This window comes from Chryseobacterium binzhouense, from assembly GCF_007474545.1.
GTDB classification, from domain to species: Bacteria; Bacteroidota; Bacteroidia; order Flavobacteriales; family Weeksellaceae; genus Chryseobacterium; species Chryseobacterium binzhouense.
In genome coordinates this window covers 422,300-443,480 of the sequence record NZ_VKOG01000001.1, presented here as the reverse complement: position 1 = coordinate 443,480, position 21,181 = coordinate 422,300, and the positions used below count along the sequence as shown (strand labels likewise).

The 21,181-nt window shown below is 36.3% G+C and carries 12 protein-coding genes; all 12 read right to left on the bottom strand.

All coding sequences use genetic code 11. From position 1 onward, the window contains the following. Positions 1-90: 90 nt before the first annotated feature. Complete coding sequence (locus FNE73_RS02055; RefSeq protein ID WP_143883123.1) at positions 91-2,226, bottom strand: TonB-dependent siderophore receptor; 2,136 nt, start codon at positions 2,224-2,226, stop codon at positions 91-93. Positions 2,227-2,372: 146 nt separating this feature from the next. Then, a complete protein-coding gene (secA, locus tag FNE73_RS02050) occupies positions 2,373-5,447 on the bottom strand; it encodes a preprotein translocase subunit SecA (RefSeq protein ID WP_143883122.1) in 3,075 nt (1,024 codons plus the stop codon). 121 nt (positions 5,448-5,568) lie between these two features. Further along, positions 5,569-5,790 carry a DUF2795 domain-containing protein gene (locus FNE73_RS02045; RefSeq protein ID WP_027382805.1) on the bottom strand — a complete coding sequence of 74 codons (222 nt, stop codon included), beginning with the start codon at positions 5,788-5,790 and terminating at the stop codon, positions 5,569-5,571. 141 nt (positions 5,791-5,931) lie between these two features. Next, positions 5,932-6,954: a GDP-mannose 4,6-dehydratase gene (locus FNE73_RS02040; protein WP_143883121.1), complete on the bottom strand. Its 1,023-nt coding sequence runs from the start codon at positions 6,952-6,954 to the stop codon at positions 5,932-5,934. A 13-nt stretch (positions 6,955-6,967) separates the two neighbouring features. Beyond that, entirely contained in the window at positions 6,968-8,122 is a 1,155-nt protein-coding gene (locus FNE73_RS02035; RefSeq protein ID WP_143883120.1) for a hypothetical protein, read from the bottom strand. Between the two features lie 254 nt (positions 8,123-8,376). Beyond that, positions 8,377-11,031, bottom strand: coding sequence for a triple tyrosine motif-containing protein (locus tag FNE73_RS02030; protein ID WP_185147271.1), 2,655 nt, complete (start codon positions 11,029-11,031; stop codon positions 8,377-8,379). A gap of 108 nt (positions 11,032-11,139) precedes the next feature. Continuing rightward, positions 11,140-12,696 (bottom strand): T9SS type A sorting domain-containing protein, encoded by a 1,557-nt coding sequence (locus tag FNE73_RS02025; protein ID WP_143883118.1) that lies wholly within the window; start codon positions 12,694-12,696, stop codon positions 11,140-11,142. 49 nt (positions 12,697-12,745) lie between these two features. Beyond that, complete coding sequence (locus tag FNE73_RS16650; protein ID WP_185147270.1) at positions 12,746-14,443, bottom strand: family 16 glycosylhydrolase; 1,698 nt, start codon at positions 14,441-14,443, stop codon at positions 12,746-12,748. A gap of 536 nt (positions 14,444-14,979) precedes the next feature. Then, complete coding sequence (locus FNE73_RS02015) at positions 14,980-15,876, bottom strand: glycoside hydrolase family 17 protein (RefSeq protein WP_143883117.1); 897 nt, start codon at positions 15,874-15,876, stop codon at positions 14,980-14,982. 93 nt (positions 15,877-15,969) lie between these two features. Further along, positions 15,970-18,333 carry an MFS transporter gene (locus FNE73_RS02010; RefSeq protein ID WP_143883116.1) on the bottom strand — a complete coding sequence of 788 codons (2,364 nt, stop codon included), beginning with the start codon at positions 18,331-18,333 and terminating at the stop codon, positions 15,970-15,972. A 14-nt stretch (positions 18,334-18,347) separates the two neighbouring features. Beyond that, a complete protein-coding gene (locus tag FNE73_RS02005) occupies positions 18,348-19,832 on the bottom strand; it encodes a glycoside hydrolase family 30 protein (RefSeq protein WP_143883115.1) in 1,485 nt (494 codons plus the stop codon). A 106-nt stretch (positions 19,833-19,938) separates the two neighbouring features. After that, complete coding sequence (locus FNE73_RS02000) at positions 19,939-21,150, bottom strand: glycosyl hydrolase family 17 protein (protein WP_143883114.1); 1,212 nt, start codon at positions 21,148-21,150, stop codon at positions 19,939-19,941. Positions 21,151-21,181 lie beyond the last annotated feature (31 nt).

Sequence of the window (21,181 nt, the reverse complement as noted above, 5' to 3'; positions counted from 1 at the left end):
TATTGAATTAAACGCACAAAGCCAAGCTGTAAAAAGCCTGGCTCAGAATGTATTTTATAAAAAACTTCTTTTACTCAAAGTATTTTTGTTCTAAAATTTATAATTTAAACTTAGAGATAATGTTCTTAGTCTTTGCGGAGTTACTGTAGACCATCCTGTAAAGTATTTTTTATTGGCAATATTGTCCAGTTTCATTATTACTGAATATTTTTCAGCATTATAAGACAATGCCGCATTGAAAACAGCATAACTAGGAATTGCAAAAGTACCGACTGCCGCTCTGTTTAATGTATATAATTCGCTTGCAGAATTGGCTCCAAAACCAATTCCTACATTTTTCAGAACTCCCTGCTGGATTTTATAGTTAGTCCAAAAGTTAAAAATATTTCTTGGTCCAGCTTCTTCAGGTCTGTACCCTACATAAGTATCATCTCCTGCAACCACTTTGCTGTCATTTGAACTGAATCCTGCAATAACATTTAATCCTTCAATCGGGCTACCAACAACACTTATTTCGAAACCTTTACTTTCTACCTCTCCTCCCTGACTTATATCAGGACCTGTTCCCATCAATTTGTTTTTAACTTTAATATCGTAGTAACTCGCTGTAATAGATAGTTTATCTTTGATTAAGCTTGCTTTAGTTCCCACTTCCCACTGATTCGCCTGTTCCGGAGTAAAATAGCGGACTTCCTGTCCGGTAACATTTCCGGTTTGATCTGTAAACTGAACCAGTTGCGGCTCAACATTCTGGAATCCGTTCATGTAGTTTGCAAAAACTGAAACCTTATCTTTTATCGGCTGATAAACCAATCCTAATTTTGGAGACAAAGTGGTAGTAGGCTCAGATTCTTCCGTAGCAAATGCTGTAGGGTTTCCTGTAAAATGATCAAGTCTTAAACTTAACATTGCAGATAAATTAGGAAGTATATTCACAACATCTGAAACGTACGCACTGTAAATCTGTGCCGTCATTGTATTTATTTCCTGATTGGTTCCTGCAAGTGCATTATCTACAGCAGATTTATTTAACTTTTGAAAAGACGTATCGGTTTGGTTTATTAAAGAAATTGTTCCGAAACCTGTCCAGCCCGTTCCTCCAATCAAAAATTCTCTTTGCAAGTAATCTAATCCGAATAAAAGTTTGTTTTTTACGCTTCCGATATTGAAGTTTCCTACAAAATTCTGCTGAATTCCTGTTGTATTGGTTTCTCCGTAAGCCTTCGTGATAAATCTTGTAAACTCATTCCCGTTGGAAGAATCCCATAAATATTGGTAGTAACCATCTGTTTTAGTATTTCCTCTGGAAAGTATGGTACTTGACGTCCAGTTATCGGATATTTTATATTGAGCCTGTGCCTGAATATTGAAAGTAGAGTTTTTGATATTCAGATCATTTGAAGTATACGATTTTTTGTAATTCTGCTCAAATACATCAATAGAATTAAATGATAACGGACTGTATCTGCTTAAGAAAATCATGGGAGCATTGGCTGCATCAGATTTTTTAATCTCAGTATTGATAAAGAAAGTAAGTCTATCATTAGCAATAAACTTCAAGGAAGGATTTACATAAAATGATTCGCTGTATCCTGCATCCTGAAAAGAATTTTGTTTTTGATACGCTGCATTTACTCTTGCAAACATATTTTTTGCAACGGGAGCATTCACATCTGCTGTTACACGATTCAGACCATAAGTTCCGGTAACGTAGCCTACTTCTCCCCCGAAATAATGATACGGTTTTTTAGTAATAACATTCAGAAGACCGCCATAAGAAATTACGCTTCCGCCATACAATGTACCTGAAGGTCCTTTTATAGCTTCAATTATTTCAATTCCGGCAGGATCTAGTGTTCCGTTATTAAAAGCCGGCATTCCATTGATAAGGTTGGGCTGTAAAGAAAATCCCCTCATTGAATAAAATTCTCCTCCGTCGTTGCCTCTTCCTGTAGACTCCCAAAGCCTTGTAATTCCGGTAACATTCTTCAAGGCATCATTAAAATTGGTCACCACCTGCTCTTTGATTACATTTTTATTTACAGTATTGTAAACCTGCGGATTCTCAATATCTTTCAAAGGCATTTTGTTGGCAGACTGGCTGTCTTTTGACAAATATCCGGTAACAACTACTTCATCAATATTCTTTGCATTTACAGAATCTTTTTCCTGTGCAGTTGCTGCAACTGTACCCAAAATAGATACACACACCAAAACTTTCTTCATAATATTAAAAACTTTTTGCAAATATATTGTTTTTAATTATTCTAAATTAATCAATTGAGTGATTTTTGTCAGCTTGTTAAGATTTATTCCAAATAAAAAGTCCTGTCGGATCATCAACAGGACTTTTCTATTTTAAAAATTAAATCTTACGCAGGAATTTCTCCTCTGTATAAGAATGAAATGATTTCTTTATTCATTTTATCTACCATTTCACTGAAAAGATGGAAAGATTCCTGTTTGTAAATTACCAAAGGATCTTTCTGCTCATAAACCGCACCTTGAGAAGATCTTCTTAAATCGTCCATCTCACGAAGGTGAAGTTTCCAGTTTTCATCAATAATGGATAAAGTAATATTCTTTTCAAAATCATTAATCAAGCTGTCACATTGTGTTTCATAAGCTTCTTTCAGATCAGTAACAATAGTTAATGTCTTTGTTCCATCTGTAAAAGGAACCTGAATCATTTTGAACATAGAACCCTGATTCTGGTATACATTTTCTATAATCGGGAATGATTTCTCTTTCAGAAGATTAAGCTTCATATTATAATCTTCCTGAGCAGCTTTGAAAAGAATATTGGTAAGCTCAGGAATTTGTTTTGATTTAAAATCATTTTCAGAAACCGGAGATTCCATTGTGAAATTCTTAATGACTTCAAACTCAAAATCTTTATAATTTCCGGATACTTTCCCTTTAGAAACTATAGAGTTTGCCACATCAAAAATCATGTTGGTAATATCGTATTTCAAATGATCTCCGAATAATGCATTCTTTCTTCTCTTATAGATTACGTCACGCTGCTTATTCATCACATCATCATACTCCAACAATCTTTTTCTTACTCCGAAGTTGTTTTCCTCTACTTTTTTCTGCGCTCTTTCGATAGATTTAGAAATCATAGAATGCTGAATTACCTCACCTTCTTTATGCCCCATTCTATCCATCATTTTGGCAATTCTTTCAGAACCAAATAAACGCATCAGATTATCTTCCAAAGAAACATAAAACTGTGAGCTTCCAGGATCTCCCTGTCTTCCTGCTCTACCTCTTAGCTGTCTGTCAACACGTCTGGAATCATGTCTTTCTGTACCGATAATTGCTAAACCTCCTGCTTCTTTTACTTCTTTAGAAAGCTTAATATCGGTACCACGACCCGCCATATTGGTTGCAATGGTTACAACTCCCGGTTGTCCTGCTCCAGCTACAATTTCCGCTTCTTTTTTGTGAAGTTTCGCATTCAAAACCTGATGCTGAATTTTTCTAAGCTGTAGTGCCTTTGACAATAACTGTGAAATCTCAACCGAAGTTGTACCCACCAAAACAGGTCTTCCTGCTGCGGTAAGTCTTTCTATTTCTTCAATTACTGCATTGTATTTTTCACGATTGGTTTTATACACCAAATCCTGTTTATCATGTCTCTGAATTGGTCTGTTGGTAGGGATTACCACTACATCCAGCTTATAAATTTGCCACAATTCTCCCGCTTCAGTTTCTGCTGTACCCGTCATCCCCGCCAATTTGTTGTACATACGGAAGTAATTCTGAAGGGTAACTGTTGCAAAAGTTTGAGTAGCTGCTTCAATTTTTACATTTTCTTTAGCCTCAATTGCCTGGTGAAGACCGTCTGAATAACGTCTTCCTTCCATGATACGACCTGTCTGTTCGTCAACGATTTTTACTTCCCCGTCAATAACGACATATTCGTCATCTTTCTCAAATAAAGTATATGCCTTCAACAACTGGCTCATTGTATGCACACGCTCAGATTTCTCGGCAAATTCTGAAAAAAGTTTTTCTTTAGCTTCAAATTCCTCTTCTTTAGATAAATTTTTAGCTTCAACTTCTGCAATTTCTGTCCCGATATCCGGAAGTACGAAAAAGTTAGGATCCGAATTCCCCTGAGACATGTATTCAACTCCTTTATCGGTCAAATCCACCTGATTATTCTTTTCTTCAATCACGAAGTAAAGATCTTTATCTACAATCGGCATATCACGGTTGTTGTCCTGCATATACTGCGCTTCTACTTTCTGAAGCAATGCACGGTTTCCGCTCTCCGATAAAAATTTAATTAACTGTCTGTTTTTTGGAAGACCTCTGTAAGCCTGAAGCAATTTGAAACCACCTTCTTTAGTATTTCCTGCTGCAATTAATTTTTTAGCTTCATTAAAGATTGCAGAAACTGTTTTTTTCTGAACCTCAACGATTCTGTCGATAGAAGGTTTTAAAACATCAAATTCCTGTCTGTCTCCCTGCGGCACAGGACCAGAAATAATTAATGGCGTTCTTGCATCATCCACCAATACGGAGTCAACCTCATCAACTATGGCAAAATTCAACTCTCTCTGAACCAATTCAGTAGGTGAAGTCACCATATTATCTCTAAGGTAATCAAAACCGAATTCATTATTGGTTCCGTAAGTAATATCCGAATTGTATGCTTTTCTTCTTCCGTCAGAATTTGGCTGATGGTTGTCAATACAGTCAATAGACATTCCGTGGAACTGATACAATGGTCCCATCCATGCCGAGTCTCTTTTTGCAAGATAATCGTTAACGGTTACTACGTGTACCCCTCTTTCCGGAAGCGCATTTAAGTAAATCGGAAGTGTTCCTACTAACGTTTTACCTTCACCTGTTGCCATTTCGGCAATTTTTCCGCTGTGAAGAATTACCCCGCCAATAAACTGAACATCATAATGCACCATGTCCCATACTACAGGAGTTCCTGCAGCGTTCCATGAATTTTTCCATACAGCCTGGTCGCCCTGAATTTCGATGAAATCTTTTCCTGCAGCCGCCAATTGTCTGTCCCAATCTGTCGCTGTTACACGGATCTCACCATTCTGAGCCCATCTTCTGGATGTTTCTTTAATTAAGGCAAAAGCTTCCGGCAATACCTGAGCAAGTACTTTTTCTTCAATTTCGTAAGAATCTTTCTTTAAAGTCTCGATTCTAGAAAAAAGAGCTTCTTTTTCATCTACATTCTTGGAGTTTTTGATCTGCTCTTTAATTTGTTCTATCTGAGCCGAAATGCTGCTTGTTGCCTCTTTTATTTTAGATTTAAACTCCGCAGTTTTCTCTCTCAAACCATCATCAGACAATTGCTGAATCGTTGGTTCAACGGCTTTGATTTTTGTTACAACTTTTTTTACTTCTTTTAGGTCCTGCGCTTTTTTGTCTCCCAAAAACCCTTTAAGAACTTTGTTTAAAAAACTCATAAATTTTTGCTTTATGCTTTAAGCGAAATGCTTTAAGCGTTTTAATAACACTTAACGTGTAAATTGATATGTAGAAAAGGCAAAAAAGCTTTAAGCGTGATGCCTAAAGCTTAGGTGCTTATTAATATTCGTCTTCGTTCCAAAGATAATCTTCATCTGTAGGATAATCGCTCCAGATTTCATCAATTGCATCGTAGATTTCGCCTTCGTCCTCAATTGCCTGAAGGTTTTCCACTACTTCCATTGGTGCACCAGTTCTGATCGCATAGTCGATAAGTTCTGCTTTTGTCATCGGCCAAGGTGCGTCGCTTAAATAAGAAGCTAATTCTAATGTCCAGTACATAATTTTTATTTTTTTTGCAAAAGTATAAAAATAGGTTATATTATAAACTTTTTTATGACTTGATTTTCAATTCTTTTAATAAAATATTTACTGCTGAAAACTTTAAAGTATTGCTACCAAAGTTTTTCCGGCGTATTGCTGTCATTTTCTCAAAAACCATTCCACAAATTTTTTTATGCCATTTTGGAAGTTTGTGGCAGGATGATAGTCTATTAAGTGTCTTGCTTTTGCTATATCTGCATTGGTTTTCAATACATCACCCGGTTGTAATGGCAGATTTTTCCGGATGGCAGTTTTACCAAGATTTTTTTCAATTTCAGAAAGCATCTCAGATAATGTAATAACTTCGTTTTCTCCCAAATTAATGATCTCGTAAACATCTGAATTATTTTCAAGATAAGAGGCAGACTTTAAAATCCCATCAATAATATCATCAATATACGTATAGTCTCTTGCCGTATTGCCATCACCATAGAAGGGAATTTCTTTGTCTTCAGAAATTAATTTAGTGAATTTGCAAATGGCAAGATCGGGCCTTTGCCTCGGTCCGTACACGGTAAAGAACCTTAATTGAATCATATCAATTTTATATAAATCATGGTACACATGACCTAAAATCTCTACACATTTTTTGGTTGCAGCATAAGGCGATATAGGATTATCTACATTATCGTTTTCAGAGAAAGGAACTTTCTGGTTGTTTCCATAAACGCTGGATGAAGATGCACAGACAATTTTTTTAACGTGAAACTGACAGCAAAGTTCCAGAAGATTCATCGTTCCGCGGACATTTACTTCTTCATATTCCAGAGGTCTTTCAATAGAAGGGCGGACTCCGGCAAGAGCAGCCAGATGAATTACCATATCTATTGTATTTTCACTGAAAATTTTTTCCAGCCCAGATTTATCCCGGATGTCCTGAAAAAACAACTGATACTGTGGGGATTTTGTAAGGGCAGAAAGTCTTTCGATATCTTTTTTCTTATCTGCAAATTCAAATTGCTGAATTATGTTTAAAGACTCCAAAGTATTTTCGATTTTTATTTTATAATCATAAAAATCATCAAAATTGTCAACATTAATGACAGAATGTCCTTTTTTTAATAAATTTTCTATAAGATGGGAACCTATGAAACCGCTTCCTCCGGTAACGAGATATATCATTTGCTGTTTTATATTATTGTTTTGTATCAATAAAATTCTGTTCTTCTTTAGAGAGCAATGTGCTAGTTTCATTGATCTTTTTATCGGGAATATTTTCTACAAAAGGCTTGGAGAGGTCTATTTTTTCTTTTAAACCTCTTTTATTTCCTTCAACGAAATTTTCCAGCTTTATTTCCTGATAAGCAGCAAATGGTATTTTTCTGTTTTTAAATTCACAATACCCTTCTCCTGTAACTGTAATAAGTGATGGCAAATACTTGTTGTTTCTTTTGTAAAAGTCAAAAAACACGTTTGCCTTAGTCGTATTACTATTGTAAAGTTCGCCGTTTTTTGCTTTTTTTTCTGTTTCAACATTGTTTTGATCAATATCCACCTGCATATTTACAATTGCACGGTCATTTTTATTATACGTTATAAAGCCGGCAAATTTCACTCCTAATTTCTCATTTTTTTCAGTTTCAAAACGGAGTTTCTGAATACCTGCATTTTCGTATAGTAATGAAGTTTTTATTTTTGTATCCTTAAAAACATTCAGCATTCCCACAATCTGACGATTCATGAAGAAAGTTCCTACAAAATCTTCCGGTTGTAAATTCGGAACAGATTGAAAAGGATATTTTTCGTCCAGCTTTATTGTTTTGTAAAACCTAATATTGTTAAGACCAATATTGAAAAAGCTGTCGGCGTCTTTCGATGCACTGAAGTTAAAAAAATTAAATTTAGTCCAGATATTAACATCTGCTACCAAAAGATGTGAAATTTTTCCATCAACGAATGACTTTTGTTTTATGGTTCCTGAATAAAGTGAAGGGCTTGAATAGTAAACTGTTTTGTAATTATCAATTAAGTCTTGGAATAGTTTTTTTAAATCAATATTTGTAATTGTTACCTCTTCAATTTCTTTAAAAAGAGGTTTCAGAAAAATTTGAGCAGAAATGCCGGTTTTTTTATTTTCATAAAGAGGTGCAGAAATCTCAATCTCTTTAATATTTTCAGGAATTAAAACCTTACCATCTTCATTGGTATAATAAACCCTTGTTTCTGTAAGAATTTTTGCATTAGGAACTGGTTTATTTTCTTCAGAATCGAAAACTGAAACTGTTTTCAAAGATTGAGCTTTGAAAATTAATGTATATAAAATAAAGAACAGGTAAAGTGTATTTTTCATAAGTGTTTGAAGAATCACAAATTTATAAAAATTAAGTTGACCGAGTATATATCAGTATTCTTAATTTAAAAAAGAACAATGGCAAATCTATTTAACATTGCCTGGATTTTGTTTCATACTTTAAGCTGATGAGAACAACCTATTCACACATCTTTTTATAAGAAACGTATTAATTAGCACTCATTATAACTGATTTTTACACTTTTTTTTAATGAGAATCAATACAATATCTTAAAATAAAAGAGAATAAATATTTAAAATCCATTAAGAAAGTTGTAAAGATCATCTTCTGGCTTTAGTCCGAGTTTTTTTCTTAGTCGGGATCTGCTTACATTAATGCTTGACGGAAGCACTTGGAAAATATCCGCCATTTCTTTTGAGTTTAAGCCTATTCGAAGATAGGCACAAAGCCGCAATTCATAAATAGAAAGATTGGGAAACCTGACTTTCATAGATTTGAAAAATTCCTGATGCAGCTCATCCATTTGAATTTCAAACGTGTGATCTTCTGTATGAAGATACTGGCTGAGCATTCTGCGGATTTCTCCCAACCTAATTTTAGAAATATTTGGGGTATCTTCTATTTCTTTTATTTTGCAGTTAATGATAGAAAGTATTCTGTTTTTGTCTTCATCATCTTTTGCTTTAGTAGCCAGCTCAATGGTTTTCCTTCGGATTTCCTCTCTCAGGTTTTGCTGTTCTGTTTCCATCTGTTTTTGCTTTGCAATCAGAATTTCCTCACGGTGTTTTTCGGACTGCTCTCTAAGAAATTCCCGTTGTTTTTGCAGGAAATCAAAAGCTTGTTTTTTAAGTCTGTTTTGATGATGCTTCCTCAAAAAGTAAAATGAAGCAATTATGATTAGTCCATATAGAACATAGCTGTATATTGTTCTGTACCAAGGTGCTTTTACCGTAAAATTAATTTTTTTCGTTTCCGATAAAAAATTTTCTTTTCTTGCTTTAATGTGAAGTGTATAATCGCCTTCTTTGAGGTTTAAAAAATTTACTTCATTTTTAGTACTCCAAGGCGACCATTTATCTGAAAAACCCTTTAAATAATACTGATATTCCACTCCTTCTTCGTTAGGAGCTATAAAGCTAAAATGAAAGTTATTATATTTATAGCTGATGCTTTGCTGATGATGTATTGCTGTTTCATTATGATTATTAAACGCCTTAGCTTTTCTGAAAACTAAATCTGCAAGAAAATTTACTTTCTGGTTTGGTGTTTTTTCCAGCGCAAAACCATTGTAAACAGGATAAAAGTTATATTCTGGCGAAATTTTCTTAGGAAAATAAAAACCGGGAAGCACTTCTTTGATGACTGCTGCGCCGATTTTATCATTCATCAATCTGAATTTTTTGTCAGCCGAAATATATTTGTATGCATGAGTTGCGGTGACAATCATGATCTCTCCATCATTTTTATAGATTTGAGGAGAATTTCCTTCAAATTCAGAATCCAGAAAAATTTTTCTGTTCACCGGGTTAAGATTTACATCCAAATCGGTTATTATAACTCCGTAATTAGGAATATTGATCCAGATGGTCTGGTTGCTTTCGATTTGAATCTGGCTTACTGCTCCGAGAATGTATTTCATATTTTTCACAAATCTCAATCCGCCAAATTCTTTTTTATAAATAGAAATTCCTTTATAATTACCGGTTAATACATAGTTATTTCTAAAAGGAATTATTTGGGAAACACCATACTCATCGTTGATTTTCTGAAATATATTATCTTTTACTAGAAACAATCCTCTATCATGACCGCAATAAATATTTCCTTCAATTGTTTCTAAAGTCCAAACCTGCCCGTCCGAACCTTTGATAAGATTAAAAAGTGGATTTTTCTGATTATTTCTAAAATTATTCCAGTCTGTATAATATAATCCCTGATTGGAACCTAAAAATAATTTACTTTCATTAATAAGGGCTGTATATCCTGTCCCAAAATTACCGTTGACACTGTAAAAGTAAGAAATACTGCTGCTTATGTCTACAGAGGCAATTCCATAATCCAAACCAAGCCACAATTTGCCATTTTTTTGATAAAAAAGAGAAAGAACAGTATTATTGGATAAGCCTTTGTTTTTATTAATATGCTGAACAATTTTTCCGTTTAGATCTGTAATATACAGTCCATCGGTAATCGTTCCAAAAGCTAAATATTTATCATCAATTGAAGTAAAACTGAAAACTTTATTTTTTTCGAGAATAGAATTGACCTCCGAAATAGCGGGTGTCATTTTCTTTTCTGAAACCTGAAAAATCCCATGGTTTTTAGTGACAATTCTAAGTTCTTTAGCTATTTTGAACACTCCAGCTATTTCTAATTGGCTGTTCTCAGGATAAGAACAGATTAAATTCAAATTTTTTCCATCAAATTGCAGCAATCCCTTCCTGTCGTCAGCAAGGTAAAGTAATCCGTTTACTAAAAAGCTGTCTGTGAATCTTACCGGAGCTGATATTTTTGAAACTTCCCCCCGATAAAAAGTGTATAAATTCTGATGCGAAATAAAAACAATCTTATCTTTTACCTGATACGCTCCCCAAAATTCTTCTGTAACGCCGTTGTTATTTTTTCGGTAAGGATAAAGCGAAGTGTAAGAAAACTTTTGAAATTTGTCTTTTTCGTAAACGCCGAAATCCATATCTGCGCCAACATATATGGTAGAAGCATTTGCAATGTGAAGAGATCTCGTATATCCTTTATAATTCCTAAATCTGTTCCAGTTTTGACCATCAAACTCCAAAACACCATTTTCCGCTGCCATATAAACCATCCCATTGTCTGCTGCTTTTATTTCCCAGATTTTACCATGGTTGCCATAATCTTTAGGCAGATAATTCTGAATAAAAGGCAAACCTATATTCTGAATGCTTTGTGAGTATATTAAAGCAAACAATAAACACAATATACAGCTAAGAAGTCTTTTCACCATCAAATCAAAAATAACGAATTAAAATGAAAAAGCCCGCCAAATATGACGGGCTTTTAAAAAAAATAACATAATTTAGTTAACAACAAGCTTAGAAGATTGTGTTTCTCCTTTTTCGTTGGTGGTTTTGATGATATAAAGCCCTTTAGAAAGACCATCAGTAGCTACGGTATTATCTACTGAATTTTTCACTTTCTGACCAGCCATATTATAAATCTCCAAAGATTTCACTTTACCATCAACCGTCACAGTTTCCCCTGCTTTTACAGGATTTGGATATATTCTTGCTTCTTTTTTGTTTTGAATATCTTTTACTCCTAAAGTTCCGTTTTTATAAAAATAGATGTTGTCTACATAAACACTTCCAAGATTACTCGAAATTAGGAATTGATACAAAGAGTTTCTGATTTGTCCTCCTGGAATGTTAAAATCGCTGATCGGAACATCAATCGAAACCCATGTTCCTGTTGTTGAAGGTAAATGATTCAATAAAAATGATGAAGTTTCCCCAGCCTGAGAAGCATGATTTGACCATTTTGGATTGAATACTTTTCCTACTAAGTCTGTTCCTGCATCTATAAAATAATCCATATGAAAATGCGTCATTGCAGTAGCATTTATATAATTAGCAAGCTGTACACCAAGAAAGTTGGTAAATGTAATCTTTTTCACAGCATTTCCTGCCACTGTAACATCCTGAATTGTAGAATCATCCCAAGAAGTAGACCATTCAGAAACAGGAACATTAGTATATGCCTCACTAAAGAAAGATATTACATCAGCAGCAGCTCTTGCAGGTGGATTTGGAGCGGCTGTTGAGGGACCCGAAACCGTATAATTTATCGTATATATTCTCGTCGTTGTGCCGTTTTGAGCCGTTACAGCAACTGTTGCTGTTCCAGGAATAGAAGCAGCTTGCGTAATTACTCTTGTTGCGTTTGTATTGCTTGTTATAGCTGCGGTAATTTGTGGAATAGCAGTAGTTCCCTGCGGAAACTGTACAGAATAAGTAGTAATTGCAGAACTGAATCCGGCAACAGTTGTTCCATTAACTTTCAAGTCACTTAAAGTAGCATCGGCAGTAGGATCTACAGGGTTTTTCCAAAAGTAGATATTATCTAAATAAACAGTTGATGGTGTCGTTCCCGACTGACCATCAAACTTCAACTGGAAAACAGAGTTCCATGTCATTCCGGTGAAAGCTGATTTTGGCAAATTCACACTATTCCAGCTACCTGCGGTTAATGGTACATTAACCAAAAATTCCCCTGCTCCTGTTCCGTTATTGATTGGAGAAACTTTCAGAATTGCACCGGAAGTATTAGACCAAACATCAATATGCAAAAACTCCATTGAAGCTGCATTTTGTGTTGTAAGCTCCGTTCCTTGATAATTAAAATTAGAATAAACCAGAACATTGTTTCCAGAACCAAAAACAGGAATAAATGTAGGATTTACTGTTCCTGACTGCCCCCAGTTTGGATTATAATTAGTGACAACATTAGTATATGCATCACTAAATATCGAAATTACATTAGCCGGCAAGTGTGTCGGTGTTGGTGCATTGGTTGTTGGCTGAGAAAAGCCAAACGTAAATGCCAACAGCATTAAAAAAAGAGAGAAATTTTTCATTTTATAAAAATTTAAAGGTTAATAATATTTTTAGTTGATCTTTTAACAACTATTTTTTTATGAATTTATGAGTATTTGTTCCTTTTGAGTTTTCAATTTTAATTAAATAATTCCCTGAAGGATAAGAAGTCATATCTATTTCAGAATTGGCTATTATATTTTTCTCAAGTACTTTCTTCCCCGAAAAATCGTAAAGAGTAATCGCATTTTTATTTTCGGATAATTTTAAGTTCAATACATTTTCCACCGGATTGGGGTAAATGAATTCCTGCGAAGCAGAAAAGTTTTCTACTCCCAATGTACACGCATCTCCTACCACATAAGAATAATATTTCGTTACCGACATTCCACCTGCATACGCAAATTTAACGGCGTAATTGATGGTAGATCCCAACGTTTGCCCTGTTAAAGTTTGAGTAAAAATCTTTCCAGAAGTATTCGTCATTGCGATTTCGGTGAAAGGTGTTTGTTTCCACAAATAGGCAACAACGCCCGTTTTATCGGTGTCTAACAATTCAAACGTTACTTTTACATCTGTTCCAATGGTTTGAAAACCATATTTGTATCCCGTAGAAAATGCGCCTTGTGAAGCTAATGTAGATGTTCCGTTGCAGGCAGTATTGATATTGGAAAGTGTGGTTGCACTTAATGCAATGGGATTATTGGCGGCCGTATTTCCTGCGGCATCGCTTGCTGTTATGGTAAAATTGTACGTTGTGGTAGGACTTAATCCTGAAATGATGACCGATTTTTGGACGCCCGAAGTTCCGTAAACCGTTTGCGTAGCACCACCAGAAATCTGATAGGTAATCGCACCAAAATTGTCCGTCGCATTCAGTAATAATTCTACAGAATCGCTGGTTACTGTTCCTACATTTGCCGTAAAATTGGTTGGTGCAACCGTATCCGGAGTGGTGTTTTGATATAATCTTACATAATCTATTACCATTGAAGCTTCTGTAAAAGTAGACGGAATAGTTCCTGCAACACCGCCCATTGCAATGTTTAGAAGTAGATATTGCTCTTTATCAAAAGGCCAGGTTGATGCATTTTTTACGGAAGGATTGTAGGTGTAATAGGCAACTCCATCCAACAAAAAGGTAATCTGATTCGGCGACCAGTTCATCGAATAAATGTGATAATTATCCGTAATATCCGATGAAGCCAACATTCCGCCGTGATTCACCGAATTTCCAGACGAAGATGGTGTGTGCAATGTACTCTGAATAAAATTATCGGGAGCAGATGGGAAAATTCCGTATTCCATCATATCGATTTCTCCGCAAGCCGGCCAATTGGTGGTTCCGTAAGTGGAAGCGAAAAATCCGCCCGGTTCATTAATGTTTCTGCCCAAAAGCCAAATTGCAGGCCACGTTCCTTGGTTTTTTGGAACTTTTGCACGAACGTCTACTCTTCCGTATGTAAAGGCAAATTTTGAATTCAATCGTGCGGAAGTGTAATTTTTTGTGAATCCTTGGTCGATAAACGTTTCTTTTTTGGCCACAATATTCAGTTCGCCGTTGTTGGCGAAAGAATTCGTAATGAGATTGGTGTAATGTTGTTGTTCTCCATTGTACCAACTTCCGCCACTTGGTAATTGGGTTTGATGGTGCCATTTTGCATTATCCACCGCACCGTTGGTGGAAAATTCGTCGGACCAAACCAAATCATTGTACACAACATCGACCTGCGCCAAATAGAGTGTGCTGAAAAGGAGTAGAACGATATGGTGTAATTTTTTGATCATACTATTTTTTTTTATTAATGTTCTTTTGTCTTGAAATCGAAGATTCGACGAAGTCAAACAAAAGAACCAAAAGTTAAAGACTTGGAAACTCGGCTAAAATTTTAAAACATTTCCTAAAATTTCCAAAACTCGGGCGGAAAGAACATTTAGTTTTTTTATTTCATTTTTTGCCGCCACTCAAACAGTGGAAATTTCTTAACGGAAATCTTTTAAAATTTGCTTCACCATTTTTAATGTTTCAATGGAATCAGCGAAACTTCGTTTTGTTAACGCCTCCGTTTCCTTATGTCATTTATTTTTTTTAAAAATTTTTATTTTTTTATTTTTTTTCAACCTTGTCAGGGTGTGAAACCCTGACAAGGTTTTTGCGTTGAATCTCTCGCAGCCCGACTTGAGTGGAGCTATTTTTTATTTTTTTTGGTTCTCCCCTTTGGGGAGTTAGAGGGGCAAAAAAAAATAAAAAAAGCGGGAACGGAAGGCGGATTAAGCTGCCCAAAAAAAACTCGCAACTTGCATCTCGTAACTCGTAATTCTTCTCAATACTTCAACTTCTCGTGCTTGTCCCAAATTCCCCAATGTGCGCCGACTTCGCCTTCGGGACCTACTTTCCAACTTTCGTCGAAGGAGGAAAAATAGAAACAGTCGATTTGCTCGTCCATACACCACAATTGGGTGTTGATGAAGTAATTCAAAGCGTTTTCTCTGGACGGAAATGCGCCCTTCAAATCTTCGCCTTTACTTGGCCAACCGGTTTCGGAAATGATGACGGGTTTTTCGCCAGCTGCGTTTTTGGCTTGCCAATACATTTGCTTCATATAATTGAGCGAATGTTCTGCAGGGCAACTTTCCCAAAACGGATAACAGTTCGCCAAAATAACGTCGCAAACTTCTGTAATTCTTGGTTTTATGATAAATTCGTAATAGGCATCTACATAACCTACCGGAATTTCGGGGATTTCTTTTTTTACACGGTGGATGAAATCCAACAACTCGTCTTCGGTTAAATCTTTGCGGTACATCACTTCATTTCCTACCGCTGCAATGTCCACATAACCTTCTTTGGCAAGTTTTATCAATCCTTCTACTTCTCTTTCGTTGATTTCGGGATCGTCGCCGAGCCACGCTCCCACCAAGGTTTTCATTCCGAATTCTTTGGCGATTTTCGGGATGTGTTCGTTGCCTTCGGTGCAAGAAAACGAGCGAACCCACGATGTGTGCGGTTTCAGGATTTCCATTCTTCGGCGAACTTGTTCCTCGGAAATGATGTCGCCGGGTTTTTGTCCGTCTTCATACAAACTGAAACAAAAGCCGTGAACGCCATTGTTGAGAATTTCCCGAAACAAATCTCTTTTTTCGGTTTCGGTTTTTCCTATGATATAATTATCCTGATTGAGTTTGGGTAAGGATAAATATTGCTCTGCTCTGTATGACATATTCTTAAATTAAAGTGATGAATGATGAATGATAAAAGATGATTGATGATAAAAAAAGTCTTGTGTCTAACATCTCGTGTCTTGTGTCTTTCTTTAAAATTTGAATTTTTCGTTGGCATCCCATAATCCCCACGAAGTTCCTGCCCAACCTTCGAAATGGATTTTCCAAGATTCGTCAAAAGAAGAGAAATAAAACAGCGTTACGTTTTCTTTCGATGCCCATTTTTGTGCTTCTACATAATATCTCATCAGGTTTTCGGAAGAAGGAACGGCATTTTGTACGGCTTCGCCTTTACTTGGCCAACCGGTTTCTGCGATGATGATTTCTTTTCCACCCGCAATTTTTTTGGTTTGATGATGCATTTCCTGCAAATACATTCCAGCGTTGTCTATAGAAGCACCTTCCCAGAACGGATAACAGTTGATTAAAATTTTATCGGTTGCTGATGCCAATTTCGGGTGATTGATGATTTCGTAATACACATCAATATACGTTACAGGAACATCAATCGTTTGACTCTTAACCTGCTGAATGTAGCTCAACAATGTTTCTTCGTTTTGGTCGCCACGGAACAATACTTCGTTTCCAACGGCTGCCATATCTACATTTCCTTCTTTGATTAACTGAATTAAAGCCTGAATTTCTTGTTGGTTTTCGGTTTCATCTTTGCCAATCCAAGCTCCCATTAATACGTTGAAGCCCATTTCTTTGGCGATTTTCGGGATATTTTCGTGTCCGTGCGTGGAAGAAAAGACTCTGATCCATTGTGTATGATGTTGCAGCACTTCAAGGCGTTTTCGGATTTGTTCTTCGGTGATGTAATCTCCCGGAAATTGTTTTTCGGTGAATGCACTGAAACAAATGCCGCTCATTCCTGCTTTGAAAACATTGTAAAATTCAGTTTTTATGCCTTCAACATTGGTGTAATCAAACGTTGGGAAATAATACTGCGGGAATTGCTGTTGCAGTTGCAGTCGGGAAAGTCCAGCCAAATTCATTCCTTTCAAAACATTGTTGGCACCGTATCCAGACGGTTTTGGTGCTTTTCTTCTGGCTAATTCTGCACTTATTTCTTTGGCTTTTTCTTCTGACACATCATAATCCCACATTACCCAAATGGCTATTAATGTACCTGCAATTGGAATTACCGAGAAAAGAATATGCAACATAGAAATTGCCCCTTCTTGTTGTGTTGTAGAAATCCCTTCTTTGAAGCCTACCCAAGTTAGAATTAAACCACTTAATCCACCCGCAATAGCAGCGCCAAATTTTACCATCCACCAATAAATAGCGCCAAATATTCCTTCTCTTCTTTTTCCGGTATTGAGTTCGTCAATATCAATCACATCGGAGGTCATCGACATCATAATGGTAAACAAACTTCCTATACCAAAGGAGAAAAAAGGCAATGCAATAATAAACAAATAGGGTTTGCCTGGAACTAATAAAAACCAAAGTAAAATGTACCCTAAAATAGAAATGCTTTGAGAGATGATAAAAGCGTTCTTTTTGCCATATTTATTGGCCATCCATCTCACAATGGGTATTACAAAAAGCGTTGTAGAGGTTGCTCCCAAACAGCCAAAAAGCGTAGGCCAAATACCAGCATCAGCTGGACTTCCATTAAATAAATGATAAACAATTACAAAAAATGTAAAGCTTGCAACCGTATTAAATGCATTAAAAATTAAAAAAGTAGCAATACATAGTTTTTTAAACGGCTTTATTTTTAAAGCTTCTTTAAATCCTTCGATGATTAAATCAAAACTTCTACTCGCGTTTTTTAAATTTAAGGGTTCATAATTTTCGTTGAGCGTTGATTTACTTTTGATAAAAATACCCGGAATAACAGCCAATATCGTACAACCGATGGCAACATAAATGGCCAAAGTTCTGGTGGCTATTTCTGCGGTAGGGAAAAAATCGGGATCGTACATAATCACCCAAAACCAAGGCGCAATAACCCAAGCCAATTGTCCGATTAATTGTGACACCGCCATAATATTGGTTCGTTCGTGGAAATCATCACTCATTTCATAACCCATTGCCACATACGGAACACTAAATATGGTAATTCCCAAAAAGAAAACTAATGAAATCAGTAAAAAATAAAAGAAATTGAACGTTGGCGAATTAGAAGAATATAATTGAAACATTAATGCAAACGCAATCCCTGTAATGATGCCACCAATGATAACATATTGCCTTCTTCTGCCCCATTTCGACTTGGTATTATCCGATATAAACCCCATCAATGGATCAGTAATGGCATCAAATAACTTTGGAATAAAATAAATTAATCCTAACATCCAACCAGAAAATCCTAAATTCTGCACCAATACTACGATGAAGATTCCTAGTGCTGCAGGAAACATTTGGTTCGCCAACATTCCCAAACCGAAAGCTATTTTCTGTCCTAGTGGAACTTTATTTTTTGAAATTACTGATTGTGACATATACTTTTAATTGTTTAAAAAGTTAAATGAACCGTTTGTAATGCTTTCGCATTGATATTGGTGGATATGGTTTGATTTTCTACAAAAATTTCGATATTTTTTGCTTGTTCCGATGGATTGAAGATCACTACCGCCACCGAACCGTCGGGATTTTTAGCAGCGGTTACTTGCACTTCTTTATCAGGATTTTCAAAACCAATTCGTACCGCTTCGGGACGAATAAATTTGCTGAAATGTGCCATCGTGTAGAACAAAGGCGTTACATACACTTCATCGGTTTCGGGATCAACCAAAATCGGAGCGCCACACCAGTTTTTGAACCAGTTTGGACCGCCGTTTTTGTCTAAAACCATATTCCAATCAATCCAACCATCGACTTGATTGTTCAAACAACCAATAATATCTCCTGCATAACGGAACACCGGAACGTATTTCGGGTGCAAATATTTTTCTTCTTCTTTTGCCCAATCACAACCCCAATCGGTAGCTTCAGGACTCCAATACCAAGAATCGTCTTTCCATTTCGGAATATCGCCATCAATGCAGGCTTCGGTTTGGATGAGATGCTTAGTTGGATTTTTTTTGTGTGCGTATTGCAACTCATCTTCAAACACTTTCCAAGTGCTTTCGTACCAATGAATGGCCGTTCCTGCGAAATATTTCGACGATTTTTCGGAGCGGTACATTTCGTCCACCCAATTTTTGAGTTCCGCTCGGTTTTGGTCGTACCCAAAAATTTTCACGTTTCCGTAGCCGTCTTTTTCTAATTTTGGCCCGAGGAAATTTTCTACAAAATCCGTCATTTCTTTAGGCGTGAAGAGCATACTTTCCCAATTTCCGCCGTTTCCGTGAGGTTCGTTCACCACGGTAATTCCCCAAATCGGAATGCCTAATTTTTTATATTCGGTTAAATATTTGGAAAAATAAAGTGCAAAAGTTTCGTTGTATTGCGGCAATAATTTTCCGTTGATCCAAGAGTTGTTGTCCTTCATCCACGGTGGTGAAGTCCAAGGTGAAGCCAAAATTTTAAAACCATCTTTGGAAATTTTTTGTGCGTCTTTAATCATCGGCACCAAATCGTCCATATCTTCCTTTACCGAAAAATGTTTCAGTTCTTTATCATCGGCAACCGGAGCGTAGGTGTAATTGTTCAAAGAAAAATCGCAAGAAGCAATCGTGGTGCGGGTTAAAGAATAATTCGCACCTTCTTCGCCAAAGTACAATTGCAATACTTTTTCCCGATTTTTGGGGCTTAATTTATTCAATAAATACGCTGAACTTTCGGTAAAAGCGCCACCAAATCCCGTAATTTTTTGGAATTTTTCTTCGGGTTTAATGTTTATTTTAATTGAATTTTCAACAGCATTTCTCGCATCAATTTTAGTTAATTGATTTCCGCTTGCCGAAGTTTCGTAGATATTGGCTTTCCACGATTTTTGTGCAGTACAACTCATCATCAAACTGGTTATTAAGGCAATATGTAAATTTTTTGTTTTCATATCTTTTGGAGTTAATTTCCAAATATTTTTTATCTCGCTGATTGTGCAGATTTCGCAGATTTAAGAACCAAATAAAATCTGCCTAATTAGCTCAATCTGCGAGAGTTTACTTCGTTTCCATCAATTGTTTCTCAAACTCCCGATGTGGCGGCATTTCTACGCTGTCTAACAATCGTTTCAAATTTCCGTTAAAGGTTTTCTGAATGGTATTTCCGTCTCTTTTCAGTTTTCTGAAAGCACCTTCATCTACCAAATCCCAAATCGCATATTTGGCATTTCCATCTACGGTAAACAATCCGAAATGATTTTCCGAACCGCCTGCATTTCCGGCATCTTTCCAAGGTTCATCGAAGGCTTCAAAATAAAAACACGAAATTCCCGCCTCGTTCGTCCAATTGCGCATTTTATGGTAGAAAATGCCGGCTTTGTATTCGTCCACTGCTTTGGAATCATTGCTTCCGTACAATTCATTAGAAAAAGTTGCCCAACCGGTTTCGCCAATGTGAATTGGTTTTTCTACGCCCAGACTCTGCATATATTTTTTTACCGCATTGTACTGCGATTTTGCATAATTCACGGAGCGATTCATCGCCAGATCCAATTGTTTTTCTTTGGAAAACTGAAATTCATCCTCTGAAATTCCCCAAAAAATCGGGTTGTAATGTGTGTCGTGCATCGGATAGGTGTGCATCGAAATGTAATCCACGGCTTTAATCAATTCATTGAGTTCTTTCGTGTGATATTCTTTGTCACCACCGCCCCAACTTGCAAAATTGTCGGAAGTGGTTATCCACAAATCTTTTGGCAATTCTCCTTTTTTCTTTAAATCCTGCAAATGATTCACCCATTTCAAAATCACAGAAGGCTGCACGTAATAAGCTGTTGCCCATTTTACCATCGCTTCATTTCCTACGGCAATCACCTTGATGATTTCCGGATATTCGTTTGCCAATTCTACAGCGTGTGCAATTTCGGCGGCGTTTCTTTCACTTTCTTCGTTGTGATTGGGTTCAAAACCTGTCCAAGCATTTTTGCAGTCGATCCACGCTCCAAGCATCACATACATTTCAAATTCAGGATTTTCCTGACGCAGTTCTTTAATTGCTTTCAGCACATTTACCGATTCCGGAAGATGCACGTTGTACGTTCTGATGATTTTCACGCCCATCGCTGAAAGAATTTTCATATCTTCTTTCAACTGCGAAACGGTAGGTTGCACTCTTCTGGAGTTGGTTCGGTAACCGCCGTAAGACATCGCTAAATAATTGGGATTTCCCAAAATTTCGGCTGCGCTTTTATGTTTAATTGTGTTTTGCATACTGTTACACGACATTAAAAAGGTCAAAAAA

What these genes read in the sequence shown, in the direction of transcription:
- FNE73_RS02005 (WP_143883115.1), bottom strand. Translation starts at nt 19,832, where the DNA reads ATGAAAACAAAAAATTTACATATTGCCTTAATAACCAGTTTGATGATG.
- secA (WP_143883122.1), bottom strand. Translation starts at nt 5,447, where the DNA reads ATGAGTTTTTTAAACAAAGTTCTTAAAGGGTTTTTGGGAGACAAAAAA.
- FNE73_RS16650 (WP_185147270.1), bottom strand. Translation starts at nt 14,443, where the DNA reads ATGATCAAAAAATTACACCATATCGTTCTACTCCTTTTCAGCACACTC.
- FNE73_RS02045 (WP_027382805.1), bottom strand. Translation starts at nt 5,790, where the DNA reads ATGTACTGGACATTAGAATTAGCTTCTTATTTAAGCGACGCACCTTGG.
- FNE73_RS02025 (WP_143883118.1), bottom strand. Translation starts at nt 12,696, where the DNA reads ATGAAAAATTTCTCTCTTTTTTTAATGCTGTTGGCATTTACGTTTGGC.
- FNE73_RS02040 (WP_143883121.1), bottom strand. Translation starts at nt 6,954, where the DNA reads ATGATATATCTCGTTACCGGAGGAAGCGGTTTCATAGGTTCCCATCTT.
- FNE73_RS02015 (WP_143883117.1), bottom strand. Translation starts at nt 15,876, where the DNA reads ATGTCATACAGAGCAGAGCAATATTTATCCTTACCCAAACTCAATCAG.
- FNE73_RS02000 (WP_143883114.1), bottom strand. Translation starts at nt 21,150, where the DNA reads ATGCAAAACACAATTAAACATAAAAGCGCAGCCGAAATTTTGGGAAAT.
- FNE73_RS02035 (WP_143883120.1), bottom strand. Translation starts at nt 8,122, where the DNA reads ATGAAAAATACACTTTACCTGTTCTTTATTTTATATACATTAATTTTC.
- FNE73_RS02010 (WP_143883116.1), bottom strand. Translation starts at nt 18,333, where the DNA reads ATGTCACAATCAGTAATTTCAAAAAATAAAGTTCCACTAGGACAGAAA.
- FNE73_RS02055 (WP_143883123.1), bottom strand. Translation starts at nt 2,226, where the DNA reads ATGAAGAAAGTTTTGGTGTGTGTATCTATTTTGGGTACAGTTGCAGCA.